The sequence below is a fragment of the Nocardia sp. NPDC127606 genome (genome assembly GCF_042671725.1).
Lineage (GTDB): Bacteria > Actinomycetota > Actinomycetes > Mycobacteriales > Mycobacteriaceae > Nocardia.
In genome coordinates this window covers 864,691-878,182 of record NZ_JBHXWQ010000001.1, presented here as the reverse complement: position 1 = coordinate 878,182, position 13,492 = coordinate 864,691, and the positions used below count along the sequence as shown (strand labels likewise).

Sequence of the window (13,492 nt, the reverse complement as noted above, 5' to 3'; positions counted from 1 at the left end):
TGCGGGCGTGGTCAGGGGCGGAGCAGGACCTTGAGGGCTTCGCGGTCGTCCATGGCGTGGTAGCCGTCGGCGACCTCGTCCAGACCGATTTCGCGGTCGAAGACCTTGCCGGGTTCGACCGTGCCGTCGAGCACACCCGGCAGCAGCGTGTCGATGTAGGCGCGGGCCGGGGCGGGACCGCCGGTGAGGGTGATGTTCGGGCCGAACAGCGTGCCGAAACCGACTGGTGCGTCGGCATATTGGGGAACACCGACGCGACTGATCACACCGCCGGGTCGCACGACACCGATGGCCTGCTCGTAGGCGGGCATGTGGCCGACGGCTTCGATGACGACGTGGGTGCCGTCGCCGCCGGTCAGCTCACGCACCGCCGCGATACCCTCCGCACCACGTTCGGCCACCACCTCTGTCGCACCGAACTCCCGACCGAGATCGGTGCGCTGCTTGTGGCGACCCATCAGGATGATCCGCTGCGCACCGAGCTGCCGGGCCGAGAGCACGGCCATTAGCCCGACCGCGCCGTCGCCGATCACCGTGACGGTCGTGCCCTGGTCGACCCGAGCCTTCACCGCGGCGTGGTGACCGGTGCCGTAGACATCGGACAGCGTCAGCAGCGACGGGATCAGCGCGGAGTCCTCCTCGACCGGAACCGCGACCAGCGTGCCATCAGCCCACGGCACACGCACGGCTTCGGCTTGGAGTCCACCCACCGGGCCGCCGCCCCAGAAGCCACCGTGGCGGCACGAGGTCTGCAGTCCTTCGCGGCAGAAGTCGCAGGTGCCGTCGGACCAGGCGAACGGCGTGATCACCAGGTCGCCCTTGCGCACCGTGGTGACGTCGGCGCCGATGTCCTCCACGACACCGACAGCTTCGTGCCCCATCGGGCTGCCCCGGTCGCTGGCGGCCATGGAGTGATAGGGGTGCAGGTCCGAGCCGCAGATGCAGCTGCGCACGATCCGCACCACCGCGTCGGTGGAGTCGATGACGACCGGGTCGGGGACGTCGATGACGCGGACGTCGCCGGGGGCGTACATGTAGGTCGCTCGCATGAGAATCCTCAGTTCTGGTCAGGGTTGTGTCCGGTTCTGCGGATCGAGCCGCAGGGTGACTCGGGTGGCGTGCTCGCCGACGACGGAGCCGACGATCCGCGGCCCGTAGAGGCCGTACTTGTCGTGATAGGCGGCGTCGATCCGGGAGTGGGCACCGGCTGTGGGGTCCAGCGGGGTGAAGGTGACATCGCGTTCGACCCCGTCGGCACGAACTCGCCCTGCACCCGCCTTTTCGGCTCGGCGGAACCACGGGTTGTCAGCGCCGTAGGCGGAGCGGACATAGAGGTCGTCACCGACCCGCACACCCCAGATCGTCACGTAGGAGCGCAAGGTGTCGTCGCGGCGGCGCGAAGCTACGTGCAGTTCGGTGGCACCACCGATGGCTTCGAGGTCGGATCCGGTCCAGTCGCTCATGTTTTGTCCTCCTTCGAGTCGAAGAGGTCCTTGGCGGTGTTACCACCGGCGACGAGGGCGGCGCAGGTGATCAGGCTGCGGTCGCGGGGGCTCAGTTCGGGGCGTGCTGGACCCTTCCCTGACGGCTGCTTCCTCGATTTCTCCATCGGCACGAGCCTTTCTGTCCTCGGTTGCTATCTCTCAGTTACTACCCGCAGGGCGAGCGTCTACCGGTTCGCCAGGCCGCGGCCTGCCCTGGCGGATCCTCGGTGGTGACGTCATGGAATCGAGTACACGCCGGTTCACGCGAACGCGACAGTGACGGCGCTTCCAGGTAACCGCAGTACCCCCATCGAGCGCCGCAACGCATTTACCGTGGAGAACATGGACGACCATCACGCGCAGGTCCGCGAATTCCTGACTTCTCGCCGTGCCCGCCTGTCGCCCGAGCAGGCCGGGCTACCCGCCTTCGGTGGCAACCGGCGAGTACCCGGATTACGTCGCGAGGAAGTGGCCCTGTTGGCCGGGGTGAGCATCGATTACTACGTACGCATGGAGCGTGGCAACCTCGCGGGAGCCTCCGGCAGTGTGCTGGACAGCATCGCGCGCGCCCTGCAACTCGACGACGCCGAACGCGCCCACCTGTTCGACCTCGCCCACGCGGCAGCCCCGGCGCCGGCCAGACAGCGCCGGGCCAAGCCCACCGCCGGCGTCACCGCGTCCATCCAGCGGATGCTCGACGCCATCACCGACGCCCCAGCCTGGGTGCGCAACGCACGCCACGACATGCTCGCCGCCAATGCCTTGGCAAGAGCGCTCTACGCACCGCTGCTCGCCGAGGACCGCCGACCGGCCAACACCGCCCGGTTCGTCTACTTGGACCCGGCCTCCCAGGGCTTCTTCGTGGATTGGGAACGCGCCGCCGATGACATCGCCGCGATGCTCCGCTCCGAGGCGGGCCGCAATCCCCACGACAAGCACCTCATCGAGCTCATCGGCGAATTGTCCACCCGCAGTGAGGAATTCCGTACCCGCTGGGCCGCCCACAACGTGCGCTTCCACCGCACCGGCCGCAAATCGCTGCACCATCCCACCGTCGGCCGCCTCGACCTCGAATTCGAGGCGATGGAATTTCCCGCCCACCCCGGCCTGACCCTGCTCGTCTACACCGCCCCCGCCGACACCCCCGCCGCCGACGGACTCAAACTCCTCGCGAGCCTGGCCGCCACCCCGGGCCGAACCGACGACGACTCCACCTCCAGACGATGAGCCCCGACACCGAACCCCTTGAATCGCAACATATCTCGACACTCGACCGACTAGCCCGGTACACACCCGGAGTCGCCATCGCGATCCTCGCTGTCACAACATTTATCGACTCGACGGCCTGCTGAATAATGCCGATTTCGGCGTGTTGCGAGATGGGGGACATGTTTTTTCGGCCGCACCGATGAATTCTGTGCGGATCCGTCGTCGATACAGCTGGACACACCGACAGCGGTGGACCCGTACCGGGACCGTTCCCGTGCGGGAGGAGATACAGGAGGCAGTGATGGGCGTCGACGACTCCGGACAGGGGCACACGATCCGGACCGGTGAGCAGGGCGCCCAGGCGAGCGGTCCCAGGGTGCTGGTAGCGGGGGCGAGCATCGCGGGGCCCGCGCTGGCCCACTGGTTGAGCCGGTGGGGGGCCGAAGTGACTGTGGTGGAGCGAGCGCCCGCGTTGCGTCCGGGTGGGCAGGCGGTAGACGCGCGCGGGGTGGCCAAGGAGGTCATCCGGCGCATGGGGCTGGACGCGTCGGTACGCGCGGCGCGCACCGAGACCGCGGGTGCCTACACCGTGGACGTGGACGGGAACGTGCTGGAGACCTACCGCGCCGACGACCACGGTGGCGACGGGTACATCGCCGAGATCGAGATCCTGCGCGGGGACCTGGCCCAGGTGCTCTACGACGACACCCGCGACAGTGTCGAGTACATCTTCGGCGACCGCATCGCTGAACTCACCCAGGACGCGGACGGTGCCGACGTGGCCTTCGAGGGCGGCGACCGGCGGCGCTTCGACCTGGTTGTCGGGGCGGACGGACTGCATTCGCCGCTACGAGCGATGGTCTTCGGGCCGCACGAGCGGTTCGTCCGCCACCTCGGGCACATGCTGGCCTTCTACAGTGTGCCCAACGAATTCGGGCTGGACCGATGGCTGATCGACTTTCAGGAGTCCGGTCGCTCGGCCGGGCTGCGACCCATCCGGGACGCCACCCGGGCGATGGCCATGTTCGCCTTCCCTTCGCACGACTTCGACATCGACTACCGCGACGTCGCGGCCCAGAAGCGCCTGCTGCGCGAGCGCACGGCCGACCTGGGCTGGTTGACCCCGGACATCCTCGCGCACTTGGACGACACCCCGGACTTCTACCTCGATCAGGTCGCTCAGGTGGTGATGGACCAATGGTCGAGCGGGCGAGTGGCGCTGCTCGGGGACGCGGCGTTCAGCTCCTCGCCGATGTCCGGGGCGGGCACCGGGCTGGCCCTGGTCGGCGCTTACGTCCTGGCTGGAGAGCTGGCCGCCGCCGGGTGGGAGCCCGAGGCCGGGTTCGCCGGCTACGAGAGACGGATGCGCGCGTGCGTCGAGGCCAACCAGGAGATCGGCCGGTTGCACGCGCGCAGCCGCGACCTGCCGGGTCCGGACCCCGAGCCGAGCCTCGATTTCGACAGTGAATGGTTCACCGAACTGATCGAGCGTGCGATCAACGGCGTCGAACTGCCCGACTACGCAGGGGTGCCGAACTCCGGAGCCCCGGCCGGACCTCCGATCACCTCGTCGGCAAACCCGTAGGTGTCACACGACGTGTCGAGAGGACGACGCTCCGACAGGACACCGTCGGACCGCGTCCGCTCATGCCGATTTCAGTGCGTTTCGTCCGGGTTCGACTGGCCTTCGTGGACTCTCATGTACTCATGATTGCGGTCGGCATGATGGACTCGTCGGATGGAGAAAGCCATGGGTCTCGATACTCATTTCGCCCGGCGAGCACAAGACATGGAGCTGAAGCCGATCGACCCAAACCGGCCCCTTCGCCGCCACAGCAGCTTCGACTGGCCCGGTCTGGTCAAGCAGATCGCGCTGCCTGAGTGGGACTTCGTCACAGATCTCAGTCCCGAGCAGGAAATTTACACCCTCGAGGTTCTGTTCGACCTGCTCGATCGATTCCTGGCAGAACGTGAAGCCGTCAGCTGAATGTCCGCTTCTGCCGCATACCGCACTGACCGAACCGGCCAGTGTCGCGCGTGGTCGAGTGTCCGTCAGACCCGCCTTCTCACAGGCAAATCGCATAGTCTGCCGCGGTGCCCAAGCTAATGCTGTCGAACCCTTTCGCAGAGAAAATACTCACGGTCTGGCTCGAACCGTGGGGCCGGGATTACTGGATGCGACCGGGAGATGTCTTCATCATCGAATCCGACGACCATGTCTCCTTCGAGCAGGCGAATGATGATCCGCCATTCGAGGTGTCGTGGCTCGAGAACGGCATCATGGTCGGTGTGATGGTCGACAGCACCGTGCGGGATCGGGACGGAATTGAGCTCGAGTGCGGCCATCAACGGCCTGTTGACCTCGACGGGCGGTAGCCCCGTAGCTCGGGCTAGATCCGGTGCATCGACACTGCCACTAAACATCCTCTTCTCCCGCGACCCGCGCGAGCCCGAAGGCCGCACCACCACCCGTCGAACGTACTCAATTGCCGAAGACAGTGCTGCTGTTCCGGCCCGCGTAAGGGGCACTCGCATGCGCGGGCCGGGCCAAACTCTGACGGCACTGGTTCAGGCCGGTTCGGGCAACCGGATCGAGGCAAGTTTGGCCGGGTCGATCACGATGTGAAGCGCGGCGATCCGGCCATCGGTGACGGTGAAGGCGATGACCGAGAGCGGGGTTCCGTCAGGACGCCAGGACATGTGGCCAGGGATACCGTTGACCAGCACGGGCCGTTGTCGAGCGACCTCGCCGGAGAACATGCGAGCGCCGGAGGCAACCGCGGTCGCGCCCAGAGTGACGACCACACCGTCGGAAGTGTCGACAGTCAACTTCACTTGCGGGTCGAGGACGCGCAGGAGCGCTTCGAAGTCACCGGCTAGGGCTGCGGCGCGGAAGGCTTGGACGACCTCTTGGTGCTCACGCCCTGGCCCCGCTCGACGTTCCGTGGCTTGAACCTTGCGGCGGGCGCGACTGGCGATCATTTTGCTGGCATCGGCGGATTTTCCCAGGATCTGCCCGATTTCGGAGAACGAGACCGCGAACATATCGTGCAGGACCAACGCCAGGCGCTCGCTCGGGGTGAGCGTATCGAGCACGACGAGCAGGGCGAGCCCTACCGAATCCGCCAGCGCGACTTGCTCATCCGGTGTGGGTCCGTCGTCAGGCGTCACCACGAACCCCGGAAACTCCTGCCCATATCCGGTTTCGGGGCGGGCTTGGCGGGAGCGCAGCAGATCCAGGCTGATTCGGCCGACCACGGTGGTCAGCCAGCCCGCCAGGTTGTCGATCGTCGCTATGTCCAGACGGATCAAGCGCAGCCAAGCTTCCTGGACCACGTCCTCGGCATCGGCGTGCGAGCCCAGCACGCGATACGCGACGGTGCGCAGCCGATCGCGCTGGGCCTCGAACGTCTCGGCCACCAGGCCGAATGGGTGGTCGGTCACGGCGTACGCTGCTCTCGCAGCGAGATCCGATTGCCGTCTGGGTCTGTCGCCTCGACCCGGATCCCGAACGGATAATCCTCGGGCTCGGATTCCACGAAAGTCACTCCGCGACTGCGGAACACCTCGAAATCCTTTCGCAGATCATTGGATTCGAGAATCAGCGGGCCCGGCGCACCGTTTCGGGTTCCGACCACCGGCCCGTCCGCCGATTGCGGCCACAGAATGATCTGCACCGGGCTGTCGGCGATTCCTACGGTGAGGAAACGCCCATCGGGCCCAGTGAAGTCGATCCTCTTGTCCAAGCCGAGGCCATCGGTGTAGAACTCCAGCGCGCGGTCTTGATCGGTGACGTAGATCGTCACGTACATGATGTTGGTCAGCATAGGCTGCTCCACTTCGGTCGTAGATGCGAGACCGTCCGTAATCGGTCGTCGCTTCTATGACGAGTGCGGTCCGCAAAAGGTAACAGGATCGCCCCACTGAGGCGGTTGCCGAGCGAATCGCAGCACCCCCACTCAGGATGTACCGGCCCCCGCTCCACACACGATTTCCGCAGTCGAGCCCGGTGTCATGCCGCTGGGCACGCGGTCACAAACGTCCGCATCTGCCGAGATGAGTGCAGGGCTGTGCTGAGGAAGGCTCGGTCGGTCCCTCTCTGATTCAATGCGGGCTCGATGATCAGGAGGTATCCATGTCGGCTTATGGTCCAGCGCTTTTCGTTTCCAGGAAGGACGGCGCGGATTTGTCGGAGCAGGAGCAGGAGCAGGTGCTCGAGCGCGTTCGAGCTGCTTGTCTGGGCTCGAGAATGACCGACGGTGAGGGGTTTCCGGTCGAACCGTCGAACTACGGTTACGACGAGGAGGAGGCCAGGTCGCTGGGAATCCTGCTGTACTCCTCGTATGCCTATGCCGGCATGCCTGAAGAAGTCCGAGCCGACGTGGAACACGGCTGGGAACAGGAGGGCGCCCGAGTGGCGGCGATGGTCGAGGAGCGCTTCCCTGGGATCTACGCGTTCACGAGCTACGGAGTCGAGAACTGACAGCCCCCAGATATCAGCACATGCCGCTGTGAGCGCAGAGCGAAGCGGCCGCTGCAGTCCGCTGGCGGACCAGAGCTGTTGCGGCACGCAACGTCCGCCGCTGCCGGTTGCCGCGCCCTCTACGGCTGCCGGCCGCACCGCCGCGGGACCTGGCTTCGAAAAATTATCCTCGGCTCTCACCGCGACAGCGGTAACCACCGTTACGCCGATCAGACCTGACGGCCCATGCCAGTGCAGCGCAGAGGCCGCCGAACATTATGCCTCCAGCCAGCAAGACCCCCACGCCGACAATGGCGGTGGCGAGTGCAGGGGTCCCGAAGCCGTAGTACACGGCGAACGGGCTCGACAGCATTGCGCCGATGAAGCCCCCGATCAAGGCCACGACTCGGTCTTTCATGAATCCGATTTTAGTCTTCAAGCGGTCATTCACTTCGTCCAAGACGCCCAGCGGTGGCGGTGCCGAGTTTGTTGTCGAGCGGGCGTGGCCGGTGCGGTCCGCTCTTGACGTCGGCCGACCGGGCGCTGCTCAGGTCACCTTGATGACGACCTTGCCCGAGGTGTGGCCGTTTTCGACGGTGGCGAGGGCAGCTGGGGCGTCGGAGAGCGGATGGACTGCGGTGATCACGGGTGCGAGGATTCCGTCGAGGGCCAGCCGGGCCGATCGCTCCAGGTTCTCGCGGTCGAGGCGGCGTTCGATGAAACGCCCGCCGAGATCGGGCACGGACGTATCGCCTACGGCGATGACGTTGCGGGAGTCCCGAGCCAGTGGAACGACCGTCCGCAGTGCGGCGCCGCCGACCAGGTCAACGATGGCGTCCACGCCGTCCGGAGCGAGATCGCGGGCCGCGGCGGCGACGTCTCCGGCGGTGTAGTCGATGAACTGCACCCCGATGGCGTCGGAGTGCTCGCGTTTGGCGGCGCTCCCGGTGCCGATCACACGCAGCTCGCGTGCGAGAGCCAGCCGGGCGACGGCGAGGCCGACTCCACCCCCGACCCCGTTGACCAGGATTGTCGCGCCGGCAGGCAGGCCGAGTTGGTCGAGCGCATCCACCGCGGTCGTCCCTGCCACCGGCAGCGTTGCCGCCACCGTCGCGGACAGACCGGCCGGGATGCGCGCGGTGTTCGGTGCGGACAGCACGGTCGTCTCGGCGTAGGTGCCACCACCGGTGAGTGCGAGGCCGAAGACCGCGTCACCCACCTCGAGCCCGTCGACCTCCGCACCCAGGGCGAGGACGGTTCCCGCTGCCTCCATGCCCAGCACGCGTGGAAACGGGCGGCCGCCGTCGAGCCCGGGGACCAGACCCGACCGCAGCGCGTGATCGAGGGGGTTCACGCCGGCGACGTCGACCCGGATCAGCACCTCGCCGCGACCGGGAACGGGATCGCGACGATCGAAGAACTCCTGCACCTCGGGTCCGCCATACCTGCTGAAACCCCATGCCTGCCCCATTTTCTGCTGCCTCTCGTGCGACCGGCCCGGTGGTTCCGGGCGCTGCAGCAATCCTCACCCCTCACATCAATGTAAGGGGCAACCGGTTGAGAGGCAGGTCACAGCATCAGGCCGACCGGGCCGCCGGCTCCGCGGTGCCGGTCAGCTCCTGGTGCCGGGCGTTTATCCTGATCAGCACGTCGAGCGCATCGCGGGTCTCGATCAGGTGCGCGATATCGGCGTCGATCCGGTCGCGCTCACGCGTCATCGTCTCGAACGCCTGCTCGACGACCTCCGGGTCGCTGGGGGTTTCCACGCACGGCAGCACGGTCGCGATCACCCGGCTCGACATTCCCGCGCCGAACAGCTGTTGGATGAGCGATACGCGCTCGACCTCGGCATCGGCATAGTGACGCTGCCCGGCATCGGAGCGGGAGCTGGTCAGCAAACCCTGCTCCTCGTAGTACCGCAACGAGCGCGGACTCACGCCCGTGCGTGTGGACAGCTCACCGATCCGCATCCTGAAAGCCTACGTCCCGCTTGCCCCGGGCTCAGACCGATCGCGTGGCAAGGGCAGGCTGCCGACCGCAGCCGAACGTACCCTCATGCCGAATTGTGCGATGACGCGGAGCGGCCACGAGCCGATAACCCGTTGCCGCCGTGTACTGCGCCGGCCGAGTATTCGGCATGACTTCTGATCTCGCACAGCACTACTCCGGCGCCTCGGAGGACGATCGCCTGTCCAGGTCCCCTCACGGCCGCCTGCTTCGACACCGTCTTGCTGCTCGGACCGCTGTACCACCGCACCGAATCCGAGGACCGGACAACAGTTTTGCATGAGGCCGTCCGCGTACTTCGTCCCGGAGGCATCCTGATCGCGGCCGCTATCAGCCGCTACCCGTCTGGAGCAGGACCCCCTGCTGAGCAACGCAAGCGCACACCTCTTGGCAATCGCCCGGACCGAGCACTGAACCGGCCGGTGACATCAACGCACTCTCCTACCGAGGCGCTCACCTCAACCTGCGATCACCAGAAGTGGTCGTCGGACCGCGAAGCGGGGCGGGGAGGCCTTGGGGCCGGGGCAATATCCGAGGCTGTACAGGAACAGGAGCCAGGGTGCCGGGCGGGATGTTCAGGCTGTAGGCGGATTCGGCATGTTCGGATTCGTCGATGCCGTCGGCCTCTGATTCGGGGTCGACCCGCAGGCCGACGAGCCTGTCGACAATCCACGCCAGCAGGAGCGTCGCCAAGAAGGAGTAGCCCATGACGGCCACCGATGCGATGGCTTGGCGCTGCAGCTGGGTGAAGCCGCCGTCGTAGAGAAGGCCGTTGCCTCCCGCGGGGTTGACCGAAGCATCGGCGAACAGACCGACCAACAGGGTGCCGACCAACCCGCCGACCAGGTGAACTCCGACCACGTCGAGGGAATCGTCGTAGCCGAAGGTGTATTTCAGGCTGACGGCGAGCGCGCAGCAGACGCCCGCCGCGATGCCGATACACAAGGCGCCGACAGCTCCGACGAAACCGCACGCCGGGGTGATGGCGACCAGACCGGCGACCGCGCCCGAGGAAGCGCCGATGGTGGTCGGTTTCCCGTCACGGAGTTGTTCGACGACGATCCATGCGAACGACGCGACGCCCGTCGCGATGGTGGTGTTGGTGAATGCCAGGGCAGCCAGATCGCCTGCGGCCAAAGCCGATCCGGCATTGAACCCATACCAGCCGAACCACAGCAGCGATGCGCCCAGCAGCGTGAAGGGCACATTGTGCGGACGCGAGATATTGCGCGGCCAGCCGTACCGTTTGCCGATCACCAGGGTCAACGCGAGCGCCGCCGAGCCCGCGTTGATGTGCACCGCGGTGCCGCCCGCGAAATCGAACGCTCCGAGTCGGTTCGCGATCCAACCGCCGACATCCGAGGATGCGCCCGAGGGGTCGGTATCGGTGAAGCCGTCCAGATGGAAAACCCAGTGCGCTACCGGGAAATACACGACTGTGACCCACAGGACGACGAACAGTATCCACGACCAGAAGCGGGTTCGACCGGCGATCGCACCGGTGATCAGCGCCGTGGTGATGACCGCGAACATCAACTGGAACATCACGAACGCCATCGTCGGGATCTGGTGACCCACAGGCCCGGACAACGTCCCCTGGGTCGCTCGCAGCAGTGCATGTGACATGTCGCCCACGAGCCCGTAATAGGCGTCGTCGCCGAATGTTTCGCTGTAGCCGTAGAGCAGCCATAGCGTCGACACCACACCCAGACAGATGAAGTTCATCATCAGCATGTTGAGCACACTCTTGACGCCCACCATGCCGCCGTAGAAGAACGCCAGGCCCGGTGTCATCAACATGACCAGCGCGGCGCTGGCCAGCACCCACGCGGTATCTCCCGAATTCACATTCGTACCTCTTATCCAACGGGATTCCGGCACAGCATCGAGAAGCGCTGTTTCCCCGAACAACCCGCGGTGTTTCGAGTCGATGAATTCAGTGGACCGGGCAGGCCGGCGGTGCGCACACGGTCACGAGACGAAGTCCGGGCACAGATTCGTGGTCGCGGCGCTGACGAACAGCGGGCCCTGATCGAACTGGTAGGTCTGCTCGACCGCGGAAGTCTCGTCCAGAACGGACACGCCGCCACGCAGGTGTTCACACGTCGCGTGACCCGCGGCGACCATCTCCTTCGCCGACTTCCCCGGCAGGCCCGCGTCGTTGATCCTGATCTCCTCGAGGAACGACGCTTCGTCGGCGCTGATCTCGGCTGCTCCGGCGGTGCGGGTCGGGGTGACGTCGACACTACGGGGCTCGGTTGTCGGGTCGCAGCCCGCGACTGCAGCTCCGAGAACCGCGAGAGCCAGGCTGACCGCTACCGCGTTGGCACGCAACTGAACTCGCCCTACGAACATCGTGTTGCCCCTGATCTCGAACCGAGGGACCAATACTCTCGATCGATCCTCTCCGACACCGTGTCCGGTGTGCCATAAACGATCCCGCAGCAGCCGAATGCCCGAAACCCACCCCAGGGTTGGAGCATCCACCCTATGGTCACCTGGTCGATCCCCCATCCGCGGTGCCGTCCCCACCGCGAGTTCCCCACGGAGACACGCGGTGTCGTCGGATCCGGCGTCCCTACTCGCGCGCACCTGGCCACGGTCGGTACCGCCACGCCTCGGGGCCCGGCTTCGTCGGCAGTGGTGATCTACCGGGCGGGGTCGGAGAGCAGGCCGGTCAGCAGGAGCGTGAGGGCGCGATCGAGTGCCACGGTGAAGGTCGGCAGGAAAGCCAGATCCGGGTCGGCCTCGTAGACCGCGCGCACGGCCGGCCCCGGGTGGGTGTGTGTCCACAGCGAGCCGGCGAGGACGATCGTCATGTTGGCGGCTTCGGCGGCCTGCTGGTCGTCGAGTTCGGGCAGGACGTTGCGGAAGAGCGCAGCCAGGCCGGACAGGGCGCTCTGTGTTCCGCGCTTGTAGTGCGTGGCGACCTCGGTGGAGATGTTGTGGTCGAGGATGCCGGCCTGGACGCTGAGCAGTTCGCAGAGCATCTCGTGGGAGGCGAACGAGGCGGCCAGGATAGAGGCGGTCGACTTGATTCTGGCGGGGGCGGGGGCGGCCCCGTCGATGTGGGCGGGCAGTTGGTCGACGACCTCGGTCAGGAAGTCGCGCGCCATGCTCGCGAGGAGTTCGAGCAGGACTGCTTCGCGTGATTCGAAGTAGCGCAGGACATTCGACTTCGCCAGCCCGACGCGGCGGCTGAGCTCGTTGAGGCTGAGGGCCGATACCGGCATCTCGCTGAGCATCGACGCCGCGGTCGCCAGGATGCTCAGTCGGCGGGTTTCGCGCTGCTCTTCGCTGCGGGCGCGCTGGAACGTCGTCATACACCTCATGTTACAGACCGGGGGTCTATTGCGATCAGACCGATGGTCCTATACGCTCGAAGAGACCGCAGGTACGTTATGCGAGGCAGGTGGCTCGGCCTCTCAGCCGCATCAGCGCGAAGGGGTCGCGACCGGCCCGACACCTCGAAGGGAAGGAATCGAAATGACGAACAAGGTAGCCCTGGTCACCGGCGCCTCCTCCGGCATCGGCGAGGACACCGCGCGCCGGCTCCAGCAGGCCGGTTTCACCGTCTACGGCGCGGCGCGGCGCACCGAACAGATGAAAGACCTGGCCTCCTCGGGTGTGCGCACGCTCTCTCTCGACGTCACCGACGAGGCCTCGGCCGAGAAGGCGGTCGCCGAGATCATCGGAGCGGAAGGACGCATCGATGTGCTCGTCAACAACGCCGGCTACGGCTCCTACGGCGCCCTGGAGGACGTTCCCCTCGACGAGGCCCGCGCCCAGCTCGACGTGAACGTGTTCGGCCTGGCCCGCATGACCCAGCTCGTCCTGCCCCACATGCGCGCCCAGCGATCCGGCACCATCGTGAACATCAGCTCGATGGGCGGGCGCTTCGCCACCCCGATGGGCGCCTGGTACCACGCCAGCAAGTACGCCGTCGAGGGCCTCAGTGACGCGCTGCGCCTGGAAGTGAAGCGGTTCGGTATCGACGTCGTCGTGATCGAACCCGGCTCCATCCGCACCGGCTGGGGACTGATCGCAGCCGACAAGCTGCGCACCACCTCCGGCCACGGCCCCTACGCCGAGCAAGCCGCCGCGATGGCGGTATCGCTGGATCAGAGCTCACAGCCCGACGCCCGCATGACCTCGCCGCCGTCAGTCATCGGCAAGGCCGTGACCAAGGCGGCGACCGTGCGCCGTCCGCGCACGCGCTACCGCGTCGGCTTCGGCGCCGGCCCCCTGGTCTTCCTCAGCAAGATCCTGCCCGACCGCGCCTTCGACGCGCTCATCAAGCGCTCCACCGGCGTCCCGGCTTGACCCCGCC

15 protein-coding genes and 1 pseudogene are annotated in these 13,492 nt (G+C 66.5%); 7 read left to right on the top strand and 9 right to left on the bottom strand.

Going from position 1 to position 13,492, the window contains the following annotated elements:
- Window positions 1–11: 11 nt before the first annotated feature.
- Together ACFVJ5_RS04175 and ACFVJ5_RS04170 are read right to left on the bottom strand one after the other, a co-directional pair.
- Entirely contained in the window at window positions 12–1,049 is a 1,038-nt protein-coding gene (locus ACFVJ5_RS04175) for a zinc-binding dehydrogenase (protein ID WP_379218422.1), read from the bottom strand.
- A gap of 18 nt (window positions 1,050–1,067) precedes the next feature.
- Window positions 1,068–1,463 carry a DUF2255 family protein gene (locus ACFVJ5_RS04170; RefSeq protein ID WP_379218421.1) on the bottom strand — a complete coding sequence of 132 codons (396 nt, stop codon included), beginning with the start codon at window positions 1,461–1,463 and terminating at the stop codon, window positions 1,068–1,070.
- Window positions 1,464–1,826: 363 nt separating this feature from the next.
- On the opposite strand from ACFVJ5_RS04170, the gene ACFVJ5_RS04165 reads away from it, so the two are divergent.
- The 4 genes from ACFVJ5_RS04165 (at window position 1,827) to ACFVJ5_RS04150 (ending at window position 5,069) form a co-directional block, all read left to right on the top strand.
- Window positions 1,827–2,711, top strand: coding sequence for a helix-turn-helix transcriptional regulator (locus ACFVJ5_RS04165; RefSeq protein WP_379218420.1), 885 nt, complete (start codon window positions 1,827–1,829; stop codon window positions 2,709–2,711).
- Window positions 2,712–2,994: 283 nt separating this feature from the next.
- Complete coding sequence (locus ACFVJ5_RS04160) at window positions 2,995–4,278, top strand: FAD-dependent monooxygenase (RefSeq protein WP_379218419.1); 1,284 nt, start codon at window positions 2,995–2,997, stop codon at window positions 4,276–4,278.
- A 153-nt stretch (window positions 4,279–4,431) separates the two neighbouring features.
- The gene (locus ACFVJ5_RS04155; protein ID WP_379218418.1) at window positions 4,432–4,680 is read left to right on the top strand and encodes a hypothetical protein; all 249 of its coding nucleotides are present in this window, start codon (window positions 4,432–4,434) and stop codon (window positions 4,678–4,680) included.
- A gap of 107 nt (window positions 4,681–4,787) precedes the next feature.
- On the top strand, window positions 4,788–5,069 hold the full coding sequence (locus ACFVJ5_RS04150; protein ID WP_379218417.1) for a hypothetical protein: 282 nt from the start codon (window positions 4,788–4,790) through the stop codon (window positions 5,067–5,069).
- 192 nt (window positions 5,070–5,261) lie between these two features.
- Here ACFVJ5_RS04150 and ACFVJ5_RS04145 read toward each other — a convergent pair whose 3' ends face one another.
- Entirely contained in the window at window positions 5,262–6,137 is an 876-nt protein-coding gene (locus ACFVJ5_RS04145) for a sigma-70 family RNA polymerase sigma factor (RefSeq protein WP_379218416.1), read from the bottom strand.
- Entirely contained in the window at window positions 6,134–6,520 is a 387-nt protein-coding gene (locus ACFVJ5_RS04140; protein WP_379218415.1) for a VOC family protein, read from the bottom strand. The genes ACFVJ5_RS04145 and ACFVJ5_RS04140 overlap by 4 nt, the downstream gene beginning before the upstream one ends.
- Before the next feature lie 422 nt (window positions 6,521–6,942).
- Between ACFVJ5_RS04140 and ACFVJ5_RS04135 the strand changes: the two genes are divergently transcribed.
- Entirely contained in the window at window positions 6,943–7,176 is a 234-nt protein-coding gene (locus tag ACFVJ5_RS04135; protein ID WP_379218414.1) for a hypothetical protein, read from the top strand.
- Window positions 7,177–7,702: 526 nt separating this feature from the next.
- On the opposite strand, the gene ACFVJ5_RS04130 is transcribed toward ACFVJ5_RS04135, so the two are convergent.
- Both ACFVJ5_RS04130 and ACFVJ5_RS04125 read right to left on the bottom strand, forming a co-directional pair.
- Window positions 7,703–8,626 (bottom strand): NADP-dependent oxidoreductase, encoded by a 924-nt coding sequence (locus ACFVJ5_RS04130; RefSeq protein ID WP_379218413.1) that lies wholly within the window; start codon window positions 8,624–8,626, stop codon window positions 7,703–7,705.
- Window positions 8,627–8,732: 106 nt separating this feature from the next.
- Complete coding sequence (locus ACFVJ5_RS04125) at window positions 8,733–9,125, bottom strand: MerR family transcriptional regulator (protein WP_379218412.1); 393 nt, start codon at window positions 9,123–9,125, stop codon at window positions 8,733–8,735.
- 174 nt (window positions 9,126–9,299) lie between these two features.
- Here ACFVJ5_RS04125 and ACFVJ5_RS04120 point away from each other — a divergent pair.
- Window positions 9,300–9,470: pseudogene (locus ACFVJ5_RS04120) on the top strand (class I SAM-dependent methyltransferase); the annotation flags it as partial.
- Window positions 9,471–9,615: 145 nt separating this feature from the next.
- Here the strand turns inward: ACFVJ5_RS04120 and ACFVJ5_RS04115 are convergent.
- The 3 genes from ACFVJ5_RS04115 to ACFVJ5_RS04105 form a co-directional block, all read right to left on the bottom strand.
- Window positions 9,616–11,043, bottom strand: coding sequence for an ammonium transporter (locus ACFVJ5_RS04115; protein WP_379218411.1), 1,428 nt, complete (start codon window positions 11,041–11,043; stop codon window positions 9,616–9,618).
- Window positions 11,044–11,133: 90 nt separating this feature from the next.
- Window positions 11,134–11,517 carry a DUF732 domain-containing protein gene (locus ACFVJ5_RS04110; protein WP_379218410.1) on the bottom strand — a complete coding sequence of 128 codons (384 nt, stop codon included), beginning with the start codon at window positions 11,515–11,517 and terminating at the stop codon, window positions 11,134–11,136.
- Between the two features lie 293 nt (window positions 11,518–11,810).
- On the bottom strand, window positions 11,811–12,485 hold the full coding sequence (locus ACFVJ5_RS04105; protein WP_379218409.1) for a TetR family transcriptional regulator: 675 nt from the start codon (window positions 12,483–12,485) through the stop codon (window positions 11,811–11,813).
- Window positions 12,486–12,648: 163 nt separating this feature from the next.
- Here ACFVJ5_RS04105 and ACFVJ5_RS04100 point away from each other — a divergent pair, with 163 nt between their 5' ends.
- Window positions 12,649–13,485, top strand: coding sequence for an oxidoreductase (locus ACFVJ5_RS04100; protein ID WP_379218408.1), 837 nt, complete (start codon window positions 12,649–12,651; stop codon window positions 13,483–13,485).
- Window positions 13,486–13,492 lie beyond the last annotated feature (7 nt).

Bases quoted from the DNA above. Each gene is read 5' to 3' on its own strand.
- ACFVJ5_RS04130 (WP_379218413.1), bottom strand. From the start codon at position 8,626: ATGGGGCAGGCATGGGGTTTCAGCAGGTATGGCGGACCCGAGGTGCAG.
- ACFVJ5_RS04135 (WP_379218414.1), top strand. From the start codon at position 6,943: ATGACCGACGGTGAGGGGTTTCCGGTCGAACCGTCGAACTACGGTTAC.
- ACFVJ5_RS04170 (WP_379218421.1), bottom strand. From the start codon at position 1,463: ATGAGCGACTGGACCGGATCCGACCTCGAAGCCATCGGTGGTGCCACC.
- ACFVJ5_RS04105 (WP_379218409.1), bottom strand. From the start codon at position 12,485: ATGACGACGTTCCAGCGCGCCCGCAGCGAAGAGCAGCGCGAAACCCGC.
- ACFVJ5_RS04140 (WP_379218415.1), bottom strand. From the start codon at position 6,520: ATGCTGACCAACATCATGTACGTGACGATCTACGTCACCGATCAAGAC.
- ACFVJ5_RS04100 (WP_379218408.1), top strand. From the start codon at position 12,649: ATGACGAACAAGGTAGCCCTGGTCACCGGCGCCTCCTCCGGCATCGGC.
- ACFVJ5_RS04155 (WP_379218418.1), top strand. From the start codon at position 4,432: ATGGAGAAAGCCATGGGTCTCGATACTCATTTCGCCCGGCGAGCACAA.
- ACFVJ5_RS04160 (WP_379218419.1), top strand. From the start codon at position 2,995: ATGGGCGTCGACGACTCCGGACAGGGGCACACGATCCGGACCGGTGAG.
- ACFVJ5_RS04175 (WP_379218422.1), bottom strand. From the start codon at position 1,049: ATGCGAGCGACCTACATGTACGCCCCCGGCGACGTCCGCGTCATCGAC.
- ACFVJ5_RS04110 (WP_379218410.1), bottom strand. From the start codon at position 11,517: ATGTTCGTAGGGCGAGTTCAGTTGCGTGCCAACGCGGTAGCGGTCAGC.
- ACFVJ5_RS04165 (WP_379218420.1), top strand. From the start codon at position 1,827: ATGGACGACCATCACGCGCAGGTCCGCGAATTCCTGACTTCTCGCCGT.
- ACFVJ5_RS04125 (WP_379218412.1), bottom strand. From the start codon at position 9,125: ATGCGGATCGGTGAGCTGTCCACACGCACGGGCGTGAGTCCGCGCTCG.